Here is a 15,192-nt window from a genome sequence, read left to right on the forward strand (position 1 = left end):
TAATCATATCAGACGCCTCCTAGGGTGTTGGTTTGTCATAAGATTAGTATTCCTAGGATTTAGGTGTCTGATTTTGTTATTTTATGGAATTATTTTTAAATCACTACATTACTTGTAAAGTGGTGTATTATTTAAGTTGAAATTCACAAATTAAATTTAGCACATTATAAAAGTTAAGTCAATTATATGTTTTTTCTTTAATAAATAATAATACTCTGTATTAGTTGATACTACCATATTGTTTATCAAAAATTATAAATTGCTTTTTTACAAATGAAATTTACCTACTTTTGCAAAATGGGTACTGTGCAATTTGCAAAAAGTTTCGCCCTTCTGGGATTTTACCGTCATTTTCTGCTATTTGCTGATTTACAGTATCCTCTGCTATTTTTCTAATATCTTCTTTATCATCAAAAACCCTCATTACTGCATCCTGAGGTAATTCAATGGTTTATAGCACTTGTTTTACAGTAAAACCCATCCCCTTTAATTTCTTCACAATTTGCAGTATACAATGTATCTCTGCTATTAACTCATCTTTTTTAGTTCTTCATACATATCAATTCCCATATGTCTTTCTCTCCTAAAAAATTTACATATCCTCTATGCAGCATTAAATATAACTGCACTTATTTCATAGATAACCCCTTGTCTATTGCTTCCTGAATTATATTGTGACAGCATTTCCCTAAGGGGTTATTCTTTTCACATTGGCTGTTTTTCATCGTCCCTGTGATTTCTATAATATCCTTAACTGTTTTTGCACCATGTTTTATTACGGCATCTATTACCTGTTCCTCTGTAACTTTGCTGCAGTAGCAGGCATATTTGGGATTAGCATCTTTTTTAAACCATATTGGTACTTTTACTTGCTGCTTATCAAACTTAACGCCTGATTCTGGATTATAATAAACAACATTACATTCTTCATTTACACATATATAATAATCCATATCTCCGACCGATTCTGCAAGGGTATCAATCACCAAATGCTTTACTGTAATATTTTTTACTTTGATTCCCATTGTTTTACATACAGGACATGTATTGTCATTTTCTATTTTATGAGATGGCTCTTTTCCACCACAGTAGCAGCAGGTATTTATTTTTTCATTTGTCATTTTTACTTCCCTCCGATATAAATTATAAAATACATCTTTTTCATTAAATCTACCCAAAAATTATATCATTACATCTGCAGCATCTTCCATCCGATTGAAAATGCTATAATAAATATGCCTAACAACAAAATAATCCAGCGATATGCAGTATCACTTATCAGTTTCTTGCCTCTGGAAAATGCTGTGGATATTGCTGTATACCATACAAAGTCCAATAAAATATGTCCTATAAAAAAGAACAAAACGCCAATTAATCCCAAAGCATAAGACTGATGTATTGACTCCATCCCTGTTGACGCCCACCAGAGAATGAAGTAAGGATTAGTACCGCTTACAAGCGCTCCTACCAATATCAGATTTCTCTTTCCTGCACTATTCCCTGCTCTTTGATTTTCCAAAGAAACTGACTTATTTATACCAGACTTTATCATTCCATACCCCATCCATGCAAGAAAAACATCGCCAAATAATCCGATAAATCCTGCAACTGTAGGACTAGAGAATAAATCTTTAAGTCCGAATGCCATAATGATAATTAAAATAAGTTCCAGGATTCCATGTCCCAATACTGTCATTAACACAACTTTATTATCTATTTAATAGAACTTTATTATTTTTAACATAACTTTTTTATCTGTAATATGACTTTTTTATTCGTGGCACAAGTTTTTAGGGTTATACAACATGAGTTTTTTAGTTTAATGAGCATGACTATGATGAATATCTTGAGTGTGTCTATGTGAATGGGTACATTCTTCATGAGTATGAATGTGAGTATGTCTACCGATAATAGTTTCATTATGACTATGATTATGATGACCATCATTATGACTATGCTCATGAGTTATTACAATATGATGATGCTTATGATTGTGTTCTTCTGTGGACGCAAAATACATACCTGCAATCATAATAAATAATGCAATAATAAATGAGGATGTTGGTAGTTCTCTAAAAATTATCAGTGATAACCCTACGCCAATAAATGGAGATACTGCGTAATAAGCACTTGTCTTTGCTGCTCCTAAGTATCTTTGGGCATAAATATAAAAGAATATACTTAAGCCATAAGCAAAAAATCCTAATATTAAGGCTACTATTAGATAAGATATATTATTTATTTTTTCTCCTAATGTCAGTGCAATTAGTAAAGAACCTATTCCAGAACCAAATCCTTTAATTATAACAACTTGTATTGGGTCTTTTAAAGATAACTTTCTTGTGCAGTTATTTTCAAGTCCCCAACAGATAGTTGCCAGTAATACAAAAATAGAACCAAATGAAAATGAAAAACTACTTATGTCTTCTACAGACAAAATGATACTTGACACAGTAATCAAAATTATAGCACTCCATAGTCTTTTACTTATGGGTTCCTTAAATACTTTTAAAGCGATTAGGGATGTAGCAACAATTTCAAAATTATTAAGTAATGAAACATTAGCAGCAGATGTCATTGTAAGTCCAATCATTAAAAAAATAGGTGCTGCAATATCTAACATAACCATGCCAATAGTATATGGAAGTTCTTGTTTTGTAAATCTTGCCTCAGTCTTTTCCTTATATTTCTTATGTTTAATTAGGTCAGCAATAGACATTCCTAACCCTGCACCAAGATATAGAAAAGATGCCATCAATGTAGGTGGTATTTCCTTTAACAAAAGTTTGGATACAGGTGAACTAATAGCGTATAATGCTGCTGCCAGTATGGCAAAAAAATTTGCTTTATATTGTTTATCTTCCATTCTAAATACCTCTCAAATCTATTTTATAAACTGTTCTATGGCTTTATTTAAATCCTCTATTACCTTTTTATCTCCAGTTTCTACTGCATTTACTACGCAGTTATTGATATGGTCCTGTAAAATAATTTTTCCTATATTATTAACGGCAGATTTTACTGCTGCAATTTGAATAAGAACCTCACTACAATCTCTTCCATCCTCTACCATTTTCTTAACAGATTCTAGATGTCCTATTGCTCTAGATAATCTATTAATAACTGCTTTAGTATTTTCATGATTGTGCTTATGTACTTCATTCATATACAATCCTCCCATCAATATCCCCCATGGGGGGTTATTAAAATTATATCATTATTTCATTCAGATTCCAATATTATTATTAAACTCTTAATGGCATCTATGATGATATTTACTATCTATGTTTTTGAGAATAAGGTTCATGGGGTAAGGTTAAAGATTTTATTCCACCTTTTAAGTTGTTATATCAATATTATCTTCAATATAGTAGTCAATACCTCTCTCAATTCCTTTAAAATCAGTAGTTTCAAATTTCTAAGCAATATATCGCTCTAATCAAAACTCTAATGAAAAATCTAATCCCTTAACCCTTCCCCCAAAAAATAAAAAACTCCGCAGTAAAACAGGAGTTATCCCGCATCTACTGCGAGGTTTTTGAATTTATTATTCAGATGTAACTCAACTTTATTATCTATTTGACACGACTTTATTATTTTCAACACAAGTTTTTTATCTCTGACACAACTTTTTTATTCTCAACCCTTATCCCTTTCCCTTTTTTGAATGAAACTTAATCCTAACTATGTATACACATAAAAAACTCATGTCAAACCCCCACCCCCCTCAACCCCTTGCCCCTTCTCGCCTTAACCCTATTTCCCTATTTCTTTCCAGATAAAAAAGTCATGTCAAAAATCACCCTATTTCCTTATCCCTATCTCCTATTTTCTTCCTATTTTCCCTCTCATTTTAGATAAAAAAGTCGTGTCAGGAATAGGGAAAAGTTAAAAGGAAAAAGGAGAAAGTTTTAATCAATATCTTTCATCAATACTCCCTTCAAATCCTTTAAAATCAATACCTTTAGCCTTATACCTTACTCCTTAACCCTACTCAACCTAAAACAAGAATCATGGCTCCAATAAGGTTTTCTACCCTATTTTCACCATGATTCTTAACACAACTTTTTTATTTTTAACACGACTTTTTTATTCGTCACACGAGTTTTTTAGAGTTATACAACATATACACCACATATTTTAAAATTACTCTACCGTTACAGACTTCGCCAGGTTCTTCGGCTTATCTACATCGCATCCCCTTGCTACGGCGATATAGTATGCCATAAGCTGCAGCGGTATGACGCTCAGGATCGGTGTCAGTTCATCCATGGTATCAGGAATATACATCACTACATCTGCTGACTTCTCAATCTCTTTATTGCCTTCCTTGGCCACGCCGACCACGTAGGCACCCCTTGCCCTGACCTCCTGGATATTGGAGAGCATCTTGTCATACAGATGATCCTGGGTGGCTAGGGCTACTACCATGGTGCCATCTTCAATCAATGCGATGGTCCCATGTTTCAATTCCCCGGCTGCAATGGCAAAGGAATTGATATACGAGATTTCCTTCAGTTTTAATGAGGCTTCATGAGCTACGTTCACATCCAAGCCTCTCCCCATGTAGAATACGCTTTCATTGTTAAACTGTGCATCGGCCAGCTTCTGAATCATATGGCAATTGTCTAAAATCTTCTGGGCCTTCTCTGGCATAGTCTTTAGCTCATGGATGATTTTATTGTATTTTGTCCTATCCATGGTCCCCTTTGTCATGGCCATATGCAATGCAATCAAGTACATGGCCACCAACTGGGTTGTGTAGGCCTTTGTCGATGCCACAGCAATTTCTGGACCAGCCCAGGTGTAGAATACATCGTCGGATTCCCTTGCCACGGAGCTTCCCACTACATTGACTATAGACAGAATTCTTGCCCCTTTTCTCTTGGCTTCTCTTAGGGCTGCTAGGGTATCCAACGTCTCTCCCGATTGGCTGATGGCAATAAACAGTGTATTTTCATCCACAAATGGATCCCTGTATCTAAATTCCGACGCCACATCCACCTCTACTGGAATCTTGGCAAATTTCTCGATGGCGTATCTGCCCACAAGTCCTGCATGATAAGCCGTACCGCAGGCTACGATATAAATCTTGCTAATTTTATCCAAATCTTCCTTAGTCAGTTTAATACCGTCCAGCACAATATTGTCTTCCTTATCCAATCTTCTCATCAAGGTTTCCATTATCCCCTTCGGCTGCTCGTGGATCTCCTTGATCATAAAATGTTCATACCCTTCCTTTTCTGCAGCCTCTGCATCCCATGTCACATGGAATACTTCCCTGTCCATTTGCTGTCCTAGCTCATTGAAGATTTTTACTTCGTCCTGGGTAAGTAACACGACCTCATCATTTTCAATAAGATACATATCCCTTGTATATTTCAGTAGAGCCGGTATGTCAGAAGCAATAAAGTTTTCATTTTTTCCGAGTCCTACAATGAGTGGACTATCTTTCCTTACGGCTACAATTTTGTCGGGTTCTTCCTTGCAGATCACACCAATGGCATAAGCCCCTTCCATCTTTTCGATGGCCTTAAATACAGCTTTCAATAAGTCTCCCTCATAGTAATGGTCAATCAAGTGGGCAATGACCTCCGTATCCGTATCCGACTTGAAAGCAATACCTTTTTCTTCGATAAGCCATTCCTTGATCTTCATGTAGTTCTCAATGATTCCGTTATGAATCACCGCAATATTTCCAGCCACATTGGTATGTGGATGGGCATTTCTGTCTGACGGTTCCCCATGGGTAGCCCATCGGGTGTGTCCGATACCTACCGTTCCCGTAATCATTTCCTGCTTCAAATGATCTGACAATACACTCAATCTTCCCTTAAATTTTCTAACCTTAATTTCCCCATCGTCATGGACCGCAATTCCCGCAGAGTCATACCCTCTATACTCTAATCTTGACAATCCCTCAATCAATACAGATGTTGCTTCTCTGCTACCGATATATCCAACGATACCACACATTTCTTTTTGTCTCCCTTCAGAAATAAATTTTCCATATTCCTGAAAATTGGCAATAAAATACCTGTGTAGCCTTTTTCTCGAAATTTGCTACATTCTATTCCCATTTTCAGTTGTTTCACCCGATCTTATTTGTCCCTCCAATCACTTGGAGTCTTTGTAAGATCTCTATCGGTGGTGATACACCGCAGGGCATCCGCCGAAGTCTCGATAAACCCTGTCCTCGTCAACTTAAATCACTATTGTCCGACCTTGATTTAAGTCCTGGCGCTTTTGTTTTTCACATCTCTACCGCATCTTTTTCTCGATAGGCATCACCCCTTTCAACGATTGATGACAACTTAGTATAATACAAATTTTCATTTTTGTCAATCTTTGGTGCCTACCCACTCAATTCCTACCTTCTAAGGAAAGCAGGAGCCCGAGACATCGGGCTCTTTTTATAACACATAAGAGATGATGTCTTTTTATAAATTGTGGATAAGTCATAATTTCCGTCATGGGTTTCAACAAAGTCTTCCTTAAAATCTTTCAACGAAAGACTTTGTTATATTACACTCTATGCTGCCACGCCAAATAAATTGCCTATTACTGCAATCTTTCTTCTATCAGTTTTGCTAAATTGTGGGCTAATGTCTTCAACTGGCTTTCATTTTTACCTTCCAGCATCACCCTTACCAAAGGTTCTGTGCCGGAAGGACGAATCAATACTCTACCTTCTCCGTCCATCAATTCTTCCAGTTTTCGAATTTCCTGCGCAATCACTTCGTCCTCCATATATTTTGTTTTATTCCCATTATTTACTTTGGCATTCACCAGCACCTGAGGATACGTAGTCATAGCACCGGCAAGCTTCGATAGCGACTGTTCTTTTTCCTTCATCACAGAAAGTAGCTGCAAGGCAGACAGAAGACCGTCCCCGGTAGTATTATGCTCCAGAAAAATGATATGCCCCGATTGCTCTCCTCCCAACACATAGCCTTCTTCCTTCATTTTTTCTAGCACATACCGGTCTCCTACTTGGGTCTTTTCCACCTTGCATCCGCACTTCTTTAAAGCGATATCCAAGCCGATGTTACTCATCACTGTAGCTACCACCGTATCTTTGGCCAACTTTCCTTTTTCCCTCAGACTGCAGCCACATATGGTAAGAATCTTGTCTCCATCCACAATCTGTCCTTTTTCATCTACGGCAATCAAGCGATCTGCATCTCCGTCGAAAGCCAATCCTACATCGGCTCCCCAATCCACCACAAGCTTTTGTATATTCTCCGGATGAGTAGACCCGCATTTTAAATTAATATTGAATCCATCAGGCTTATGATGGATAATTTTTAACTCCGCGCCTAGAGCTGACAACAAGGAAGGTGCTGCCACATAGGCAGCGCCATTGGCACAATCTACCGCAATCTTCAGGCCTCTTAAATCTACATTGATTGTTCCTTTTAAAAAGTTTGCATACTGCTTGATTGCATCATCTATTTCAACCTTTCTGCCCAGATGTCCTCCTGTGGGATGCAAATCTATCGTCTTTCCGTTCAGGATCATATCCTCGATCTGTTCTTCTACCCCATCAGGCAGCTTATAACCGTCTCTGTTGAAAAATTTAATTCCATTATATTCCACGGGATTATGAGATGCAGAAATCACTACACCAGCATCGGCGCCGTAATGTCTAGTCAAATAGGCTACGGCAGGTGTCGGTACAATACCTACACATAGCGCATCGGAGCCTGTTGATAAAATTCCTGCCACCAAGGCTGCTTCCAACATATCTCCCGATATTCTAGTATCCCTTCCGATCACAATTTTGGCTTTCTTTTTTCCCCCTGTCAATATATAGGCTCCTGCTCTACCCAGCTGATAAGCCAGTTCTGCTGTCAACTCTGTGTTGGCAACCCCTCTCACTCCGTCAGTTCCAAACAACTTACCCATGTGTTTAGCTTCCCTCCCGTTCTATTCTCTCTATCTTTTATGCAGCGATCTGTCCTCAAACTTTTTTCTAGTAAATCTTATTTATTTTATCATATTTTTATGTCCCGTTCAATTTGATCCATTTTTAAAAGAAATTTTCCAAAACAAGACCTTAGTCCTATAAATATTTCTTCTTTTTAGTGCCTGATTCCTTCTACTATTTTTTTATTTTTTTCAGTTATTTTTTTCCAGCTTTCTATATATTTTCTGGTTTTTGAAACAGATGATCAGATTCTAAGAATTTTTATGTCCCCACCTTACTCCCATTTTATCCAAAAAAATTTAAAAAGGCGGACTCCTCTCCGCCTTTTTAAATTTTTTCTATGCTTTTACCTTTGGTTTTGCGGGATTCTTGCTGCCTAAAATTCTGAAAGCCTCAAATGCTAAGATCACAGCCAAGATCAACAGCAATATGGGGAATACCACAAGAACCGGATTTTTGGCTGCTATGTTGGCCTTCGTCAGCAGGATCAATGCAGACATGGTAACAATAAACATAAAAGTCATAGGAATCGTAAACATGCTGTAATTTCTTCCGGTATTCTTCAACCATACTGCCACGGCAATCAGAGCCAAAGCAGCCAGCAATTGGTTGGCGGATCCGAAAATCGGCCATATTTTTGCATAGCCGCCCACTGCCAGCCATCCGCCCAATAAAACAGTGATGATGGTTGATACATAGCGGTTGGTTAGGATGCTTTGGGTTTCTTTGGCGGGATTCTCAAAAAACTCCTGGAAGATAAACCTTGCCAATCGGGTGGCTGTATCCAAGCTAGTTAGTGCAAAGGCTGATACGGCTAGGGCTACAAAGGATTTGCCTGCTGTATAAGGAATACCAAATTGAGCCATGAATACACCGATCCCATCGGAGAATACATTCACCGGCCCTCCGGCCTTTAATAACTCTCCCAGCTTATCCTTTGTCAAATAAGCCGCAGTAATAATTGCGACTACAGCCAATACACACTCAATAAGCATACCGCCATAACCAATAATTCTTGCATCGGCTTCATTATCGATTTGCTTGGCAGATGTACCGGAGCCTACCAAGGCATGGAAGCCTGAAATGGCACCACACGCTACTGTTACGAAAAGCAAGGGAAATAAATATTGTCCATTAACCGTAAATCCTGTAAAAGCAGCCAATTCCACTGTTGGCCTATAGACTACCAAGCCGATAATGGCACCAATGATCATGGCGTAGAGTAAGAAAGAATTGAGATAATCCCTCGGCTGCAAAAGAATCCATACGGGCGTAACAGATGCCAAGAAGATATACACCATCAAAAGGGCAATCCATGTATTTTTGCTTAATACCAACGGATATATATTCCCTAAGATGATACAGGCAAACAATAGGGCAACACCGATGATACTGCCTACCCCCAAAGGCACGCCCCTCCTATAGACGGCAAAACCGAAAACAATGGCAAGAATTATAAATAAAACCGATGCAGAGGCTGCCTCCGGAACACTGACAAAGGTATTGGCAACAATATTGGTAAAAGCTGCTACTACCAGCAATAGGGTTAACCATGCAAAAACAGCAAACAGTTTTTTTCCTCTTCGACCCATGTTTGCTTCGATAATTTCTCCAATGGACTTGCCATCATGACGTACAGAAGCAAACAGGGAGCTGAAATCTTGTACACCGCCAAAGAAAATTCCTCCGATAACAATCCAAAGCATCACAGGGACCCAACCAAAAATTGCTGCCTGAATGGGCCCTACAATCGGTCCTGCGCCAGCAATAGAAGCAAAGTGATGTCCCAGTAAAACAGGGGCTTTTGCAGGCACATAGTCCACTCCGTCTCCCTTTGTATGGGCAGGTGTTTTTCTGGCAGGATCCACACCCCATTGTTTTGCAAGCCATGCCCCATAGGTCACATAGGCAATACTAAAGATCACAATACTACCAATAACTAACCATAATGAGTTCATAGATATCCCCCTTTGTATCATTTTTTAAAATATCTTATAAAATTTTAAAACCTCCTCTCCCTTTTTATTGGCAATCACCTCCCCCCTGTCCAAGGCAACCAGAATCAACCTGATATCTGCCCATCCCTTGAAACCAAAGGAAAAGGATTTATGAAACTTGAATTTTTTTACAAGCCTTTGCAACTCCCTATCCGGTTCCTTTTCCGATAACAAAACGCCAGTAATAATACTGGACATATGCTCTTCATGGGGGATCACATAATCATCGATTGCGGATTTTAGCAAATCCATGAATTGATGCAATTGATCTTCCTTTAGAATTTCCCATTGTTTTATAAAACAATATTCGTTATTTTCATAGGCATATATCGTCAGCTTCTTGCTGGCGATATATCTTTCATTTCGAATAAAAGACCTAGCAAATAAGTCTAGTTTCATCCCTTGGTATATCGTATTTTTTTCTATATCAAAATATTTCCGATATCTGCTTTCCAGTAAATCCAGGTATTCTGCAGTCTTCATCCTTTATCACCCTCATCCCTGCGAGTCCATCTGTTTTACATTTATGCCAGCCTGCACAGTATTATTAATAGAATTTTATAAATATTTTGAATACGCAAAAAGTACTTTTGCATGAACTGCACAATTTTAGGTTTCAGTGGTAGAATTTTGATGCTGAATGGTTTTATAGTAAAAAAAAGAAGACGCACATCTCTGTACGTCTTTTCTTCATTCATTATTAAGCTCTTACTGCCGCTGCGCCTCTCTCAAGGGCTTCCTGATTCATCGGAATCAAATGTTCTTTGGATGGTCCAAAAACCTTTTTCAATGCAGCGATTACAGAATCTACTTCTACAGTCTTGGTCAGTTCAATGAATGCCCCCAGCATCACCATGTTTGCAACTTTGCTGTTGCCGATTTCATTGGCAATCTCATTGGCCGGTACATAGTAGGCCCTGATATCATTTCTTGAAGCTTTTTTATCAATCAATGAGCTGTTGATCAGCAGAATACCGTCCTTTACAAGATCCTTTTCAAACTTTAACAGGGATGGCAAGTTCATAACGATGGCAGCCGTTGCATCCGTTACAATAGGAGAGCCCACTGGGCTATCTGATACGATGACACTGCAGTTTGCAGTACCTCCACGCATTTCTGGCCCGTAGGATGGAAGCCATGATACATTTTTTCCTTCCAGCATGCCTGCGTAAGTAAGAAGCTGCCCCATGGACATAACTCCCTGCCCACCAAATCCAGCACAGATTACTTGTTGTGTTGCCATATTACTTCGCCTCCTCTGGTGTACGGAAATTTCCTAATGGATAGTACGGCATCATATTGTCCTGCAACCACTTGATTGCTTCCGTCGGCGTTAAGCCCCAGTTGGTGGGACAAGTAGATAGAATTTCAACGATTCCAAACCCTTTGCCTTCCAACTGCACTTCGAATGCTTTTTTAATTGCTTTCTTTGCTTTTCGAATGTTTGCAGGAGTATCTACTGCCACCCTTTCCACAAATACGGCGCCTGTAATGGTAGCCAGCATTTCAGCTACTCGTAAAGGCATTCCGGCATGGTTTGCATCTCTACCGTAAGGAGCAGTGGTCGCCTTTTGTCCGATTAATGTTGTCGGTGCCATTTGTCCTCCCGTCATACCGTAGATAGCATTGTTTACGAAAATTGTGGTAATTTTTTCTCCTCTATGGGCTGCATGAACAATTTCCGCTGTACCGATGGAAGCCAAGTCTCCATCTCCCTGATACGTGAATACGACCTTGTCAGGGTGTACTCTTTTAATTCCTGTAGCAACTGCCGGTGCACGGCCGTGGGCAGCTTCATGCATGTCACAGTTGAAATAATCATAGGCAAGCACAGAGCATCCCACAGGTGCAACACCTATTGCTTTGCCTAACACCCCTAATTCTTCTAACACTTCCCCTACTAATCTATGGATCACACCGTGGGTACATCCAGGACAATAGTGGAAAGGCTTTTCAGTTAAACCGCTTGTTCTTTGGAATACTACTGTCATTATCTTGCACCCCCTAGGATTTCTTTCACTTTTGCTGCAATCGCATCCGGTGTCGGGATCATACCACCGCTTCTTCCATAGAAATGAACGGGTAATCTGCCGTTATTTGCAATTTTTACATCGTCAATCATTTGTCCCATACTCATTTCAACAGACAATAAAGCCTTTGCCGTTGAAGGAATTTCATCAAATGCCTTTGTGGGAAACGGCCATAATGTAATCGGTCTGATTAAGCCAACATTGATTCCCTCTGCTTTTAATGCCGCAATGGCATTCTTCACAACCCTTGAAGTTGTTCCATAGGATACGATTACAATTTCTGCATTGTCCATATTGTACATTTCATATCTTACTTCATTCTTTTCCATTTCATTGTATTTTGCTTTTAGTTTGATATTGTGCTTCTCCAACTCTGCCGGATCTAATGCCAATGAATTGATAATGTTCGGCTTTCTTTCTCCCTTTGTTCCGGTGGTAGCCCAATCCTTCGGAGGAAGCTCTCTCATCTTAGGTTCGGTGAATTCGATGGGTTCCATCATTTGTCCAATCATACCGTCTCCAATTACCATCACCGGATTTCTATAGTAATCGGCTACATCAAAAGCTTCCATGACCAGATCTACTGCTTCCTGAAGGGTAGCAGGAGCGTATACCAACATTCTGTAGTCGCCGTTCCCGCCACCTCTCGTGGATTGAAAATAGTCTGCCTGAGATGGTTGGATACCTCCTAGTCCCGGACCTCCTCTGGAAATATTTACAATTACACAAGGAAGCTCAGCACCTGCAATATAGGAAATTCCCTCTTGCTTTAATGCAATCCCTGGGGATGATGAGGATGTCATAACTCTAGCACCGGCACCTGCTGCACCGTATACCATATTGATGGCAGCCACTTCACTTTCTGCCTGTACAAAACATCCCCCCACCTTTGGTAATTCTCTTGACATGAACTCTGGTAATTCATTTTGTGGTGTAATCGGGTAACCGAAGAAAAACTTACATCCAGCTTTGATTGCTGCTGCACCGATTGCTTCGTTTCCCTTCATTAATACTTTCGCCATTCGTTTTCCCTCCCTATTTCTCCATTTCTCTTTCCACAGAAATCACAACATCAGGACAGATGGTTGCACAGTTTCCACATCCGATGCATTTGTCCATTTCTTTTACTGTTGCAGGATGATAACCTTTGATGTTGATTCTCCCTCTATCCATTTCAATAATATTTACTGGGCAAACTGTCGTACACAATTCGCAACCTTTACATAAATCTTCTCTGAATGTTACCTTTCCTCTTGCCTTTGCCATAGTATTCAACCCTCCTTTAATTTCCTATCCAGTTTTCTGCTGCTCATTTTCTGGAGCCCTGCCAGTCCTACTCAACTTTCAGACAGTTTCGGCTGCAAAATTCCATAGTCCCTTCTACATCCAATCCTCACGCATATACATCCTCATAGGAAAAATTTCTCCCCCTATATCAGACGGAAGCAGTCGGGCAACCTCTTCCAAAGTACTGACATATCGGATCGGTATGTTCAGTTTTTCTGAAACTTTTTTCACCAATTCCTGTCCTTTTAGCACCTCTTCTACCGTAGTCTCCCGCAGCAAATGGGTGTTGTTGATCAGTCCTGTAACAGGTGCTCTTACAACCCTTTCAATTGCTTTTAAATGCTGTATGGCACCTTCCACATCCTGGGTCTCAGGCCTGTTGGCATTCAGGACGCAGAACATGTCATAATCGCCTTCTTTAAAATAGCTGTGGTATCTGCCCAGAGCTCTAGCCCCCACAGCATCGCCCCCTACGTCCAAAATCACTTCATAGGATTTATCCTGCAGGGGACCCAAAACGGAAGACGCAATGGCCGGCAAGTCAGATCCTATGGATCTGTCAATGGCGCTGCCTATAAAGGTGATGCCAAATTTTTCAAGCATTTCCTGTCTCTCTCTACTGCGAAAGTAGGGATTGACAATATCTAAGTCAGCCAAGGCTACTTTTTTTCCCTGCTGGACTAGTTTTACCCCATAATTTACAGCAAATTCTGTTTTTCCACTGCCATAATGACCAATGATCACGCGAATTCTTTTATCGTTCAGCATGCTCTCACCTTTCGGAATGCGGTTAGCAGTCAGCGGTTAGGGGCCAGCGGTTATTCAGCAACACTCGCTGCCCCTATACCGTACACCAAGAACCGTTGATTTACTCATATATTTTGGCTTCTTCTTCTCCTCTTAATACTCTTAAACCTCCTTCAGCCAAGGCAATCATTTCATCTTCTCCCGGATATATGATCACTGGAGCAATGAATTCTACCCTATTCTGAATCCATTTTACAAAAGTCTTGTCATAAGCAATTCCACCCGTCAGCACAATGGCATCCACTTTGCCCTTCAGCACAGCAGCACAGCTTCCAATTTCTTTCGCCACCTGATAGGCCATAGCTTGGTATACCAGCTCAGCCTCTTTATTGCCTTCTTCAATCATCTTGACTACTTCCCTGCCGTCATTTGTGCCGAGGTAAGCCACTAGGCCGCCTTTTCCTTTAATTTTTTTCTTGATGTCATCCAATGTATATTTGCCGGAGAAACACATTTTGGCCAAATCTCCTACGGGCAGTCCTCCTGTTCTTTCCGGTGAGAATGGTCCCTCTCCGTCTAGGGCATTGTTTACATCAATGACACGGCCCATATGATGGGCGCCAACGGAAATGCCTCCACCCAGATGGGCCACGATAATATTTACTTCCTGATAAGATTTGCCCATTTCCTTTGCAGCACGACGGGCCACCGCCTTTTGGTTCAGTGCATGGAAAATACTTTTTCTTTCAATTTCAGGCATGCCTGAAATTCTTGCCACATCATCCATTTCATCTACTACCACAGGATCAACAATAAAGGCAGGAATATTCAGTTGTTTTGCAATTTCATTGGCAATAATTCCGCCCAAGTTGGAAGCATGTTCTCCCAGAACGCCTACCTTTAAATCTTCCAGCATTTTATCGGTTACTTTATAGGTACCACCTTGAATGGGTTTTAACAAGCCGCCTCTGCCCACCACAGCACTTAACTTTGTCAAGTTAATGCCATTTTCATTTAAAGTCTCCAAAATAACATTTTTTCTAAATTCATACTGATCAAAAATCTTCTCATATTTATTAATTTCTTCAGCAGGATGTCTTAACGTCGTTTCCATTACCGGCTTTTCATTGTCAAAAATAGCAATCTTTGTAGAAGTGGAACCGGGGTTAATCGTAAGAATTCTAAAAATCTCTGACATTGT

General features: G+C 39.7%; 15 protein-coding genes. All 15 read right to left on the reverse strand.

From position 1 onward, the window contains the following. Positions 1 to 280: 280 nt before the first annotated feature. The gene (locus tag AN619_RS15965) at positions 281 to 424 is read right to left on the reverse strand and encodes a hypothetical protein (protein WP_157064972.1); all 144 of its coding nucleotides are present in this window, start codon (positions 422 to 424) and stop codon (positions 281 to 283) included. Between the two features lie 205 nt (positions 425 to 629). Beyond that, entirely contained in the window at positions 630 to 1,121 is a 492-nt protein-coding gene (locus AN619_RS09370) for a Csac_0668 family 2Fe-2S cluster-binding (seleno)protein (RefSeq protein WP_068556448.1), read from the reverse strand. A 68-nt stretch (positions 1,122 to 1,189) separates the two neighbouring features. Then, positions 1,190 to 1,696, reverse strand: a complete 507-nt coding sequence (locus tag AN619_RS09375) for a LysE family transporter (protein ID WP_083525068.1) — start codon at positions 1,694 to 1,696, stop codon at positions 1,190 to 1,192. A gap of 123 nt (positions 1,697 to 1,819) precedes the next feature. Beyond that, positions 1,820 to 2,866 carry a DMT family transporter gene (locus AN619_RS09380; RefSeq protein ID WP_068556449.1) on the reverse strand — a complete coding sequence of 349 codons (1,047 nt, stop codon included), beginning with the start codon at positions 2,864 to 2,866 and terminating at the stop codon, positions 1,820 to 1,822. Positions 2,867 to 2,884: 18 nt separating this feature from the next. Further along, the gene (locus AN619_RS09385; protein ID WP_077713001.1) at positions 2,885 to 3,166 is read right to left on the reverse strand and encodes a metal-sensing transcriptional repressor; all 282 of its coding nucleotides are present in this window, start codon (positions 3,164 to 3,166) and stop codon (positions 2,885 to 2,887) included. 980 nt (positions 3,167 to 4,146) lie between these two features. Further along, positions 4,147 to 5,976 carry a glutamine--fructose-6-phosphate transaminase (isomerizing) gene (glmS, locus tag AN619_RS09390; RefSeq protein ID WP_068556451.1) on the reverse strand — a complete coding sequence of 610 codons (1,830 nt, stop codon included), beginning with the start codon at positions 5,974 to 5,976 and terminating at the stop codon, positions 4,147 to 4,149. A 585-nt stretch (positions 5,977 to 6,561) separates the two neighbouring features. Next, positions 6,562 to 7,908, reverse strand: a complete 1,347-nt coding sequence (glmM, locus tag AN619_RS09395) for a phosphoglucosamine mutase (protein WP_068556452.1) — start codon at positions 7,906 to 7,908, stop codon at positions 6,562 to 6,564. 360 nt (positions 7,909 to 8,268) lie between these two features. Beyond that, the gene (locus AN619_RS09400) at positions 8,269 to 9,888 is read right to left on the reverse strand and encodes a carbon starvation CstA family protein (protein WP_068556453.1); all 1,620 of its coding nucleotides are present in this window, start codon (positions 9,886 to 9,888) and stop codon (positions 8,269 to 8,271) included. A 24-nt stretch (positions 9,889 to 9,912) separates the two neighbouring features. Beyond that, positions 9,913 to 10,410, reverse strand: a complete 498-nt coding sequence (locus tag AN619_RS09405; protein WP_068556454.1) for a hypothetical protein — start codon at positions 10,408 to 10,410, stop codon at positions 9,913 to 9,915. 217 nt (positions 10,411 to 10,627) lie between these two features. Further along, complete coding sequence (locus AN619_RS09410; RefSeq protein WP_068556455.1) at positions 10,628 to 11,170, reverse strand: 2-oxoacid:acceptor oxidoreductase family protein; 543 nt, start codon at positions 11,168 to 11,170, stop codon at positions 10,628 to 10,630. Between the two features lies 1 nt (position 11,171). Beyond that, positions 11,172 to 11,918 carry a thiamine pyrophosphate-dependent enzyme gene (locus AN619_RS09415; protein WP_068556456.1) on the reverse strand — a complete coding sequence of 249 codons (747 nt, stop codon included), beginning with the start codon at positions 11,916 to 11,918 and terminating at the stop codon, positions 11,172 to 11,174. Beyond that, positions 11,918 to 12,979 (reverse strand): 3-methyl-2-oxobutanoate dehydrogenase subunit VorB, encoded by a 1,062-nt coding sequence (locus AN619_RS09420; RefSeq protein WP_068556457.1) that lies wholly within the window; start codon positions 12,977 to 12,979, stop codon positions 11,918 to 11,920. Before AN619_RS09420 ends, AN619_RS09415 begins: the two co-directional genes overlap by 1 nt. 13 nt (positions 12,980 to 12,992) lie before the next feature. Beyond that, positions 12,993 to 13,223: a 4Fe-4S binding protein gene (locus tag AN619_RS09425; protein ID WP_068556458.1), complete on the reverse strand. Its 231-nt coding sequence runs from the start codon at positions 13,221 to 13,223 to the stop codon at positions 12,993 to 12,995. A 114-nt stretch (positions 13,224 to 13,337) separates the two neighbouring features. After that, positions 13,338 to 14,012 (reverse strand): nucleotide-binding protein, encoded by a 675-nt coding sequence (locus AN619_RS09430; RefSeq protein WP_068556459.1) that lies wholly within the window; start codon positions 14,010 to 14,012, stop codon positions 13,338 to 13,340. 100 nt (positions 14,013 to 14,112) lie between these two features. After that, positions 14,113 to 15,189 (reverse strand): butyrate kinase, encoded by a 1,077-nt coding sequence (buk, locus tag AN619_RS09435; protein WP_068556460.1) that lies wholly within the window; start codon positions 15,187 to 15,189, stop codon positions 14,113 to 14,115. Positions 15,190 to 15,192 lie beyond the last annotated feature (3 nt).

Source organism: Thermotalea metallivorans (genome assembly GCF_001562415.1).
In the GTDB taxonomy this organism is placed as follows: Bacteria; Bacillota; Clostridia; order Peptostreptococcales; family Thermotaleaceae; genus Thermotalea; species Thermotalea metallivorans.

What these genes read in the sequence shown, in the direction of transcription:
- AN619_RS09420 (WP_068556457.1), bottom strand. Translation starts at nt 12,979, where the DNA reads ATGGCGAAAGTATTAATGAAGGGAAACGAAGCAATCGGTGCAGCAGCA.
- AN619_RS09375 (WP_083525068.1), bottom strand. Translation starts at nt 1,696, where the DNA reads ATGACAGTATTGGGACATGGAATCCTGGAACTTATTTTAATTATCATT.
- AN619_RS09400 (WP_068556453.1), bottom strand. Translation starts at nt 9,888, where the DNA reads ATGAACTCATTATGGTTAGTTATTGGTAGTATTGTGATCTTTAGTATT.
- AN619_RS09370 (WP_068556448.1), bottom strand. Translation starts at nt 1,121, where the DNA reads ATGACAAATGAAAAAATAAATACCTGCTGCTACTGTGGTGGAAAAGAG.
- AN619_RS15965 (WP_157064972.1), bottom strand. Translation starts at nt 424, where the DNA reads ATGAGGGTTTTTGATGATAAAGAAGATATTAGAAAAATAGCAGAGGAT.
- glmS (WP_068556451.1), bottom strand. Translation starts at nt 5,976, where the DNA reads ATGTGTGGTATCGTTGGATATATCGGTAGCAGAGAAGCAACATCTGTA.
- buk (WP_068556460.1), bottom strand. Translation starts at nt 15,189, where the DNA reads ATGTCAGAGATTTTTAGAATTCTTACGATTAACCCCGGTTCCACTTCT.
- AN619_RS09385 (WP_077713001.1), bottom strand. Translation starts at nt 3,166, where the DNA reads ATGAATGAAGTACATAAGCACAATCATGAAAATACTAAAGCAGTTATT.
- AN619_RS09410 (WP_068556455.1), bottom strand. Translation starts at nt 11,170, where the DNA reads ATGGCAACACAACAAGTAATCTGTGCTGGATTTGGTGGGCAGGGAGTT.
- glmM (WP_068556452.1), bottom strand. Translation starts at nt 7,908, where the DNA reads ATGGGTAAGTTGTTTGGAACTGACGGAGTGAGAGGGGTTGCCAACACA.
- AN619_RS09430 (WP_068556459.1), bottom strand. Translation starts at nt 14,012, where the DNA reads ATGCTGAACGATAAAAGAATTCGCGTGATCATTGGTCATTATGGCAGT.
- AN619_RS09380 (WP_068556449.1), bottom strand. Translation starts at nt 2,866, where the DNA reads ATGGAAGATAAACAATATAAAGCAAATTTTTTTGCCATACTGGCAGCA.
- AN619_RS09415 (WP_068556456.1), bottom strand. Translation starts at nt 11,918, where the DNA reads ATGACAGTAGTATTCCAAAGAACAAGCGGTTTAACTGAAAAGCCTTTC.
- AN619_RS09425 (WP_068556458.1), bottom strand. Translation starts at nt 13,223, where the DNA reads ATGGCAAAGGCAAGAGGAAAGGTAACATTCAGAGAAGATTTATGTAAA.
- AN619_RS09405 (WP_068556454.1), bottom strand. Translation starts at nt 10,410, where the DNA reads ATGAAGACTGCAGAATACCTGGATTTACTGGAAAGCAGATATCGGAAA.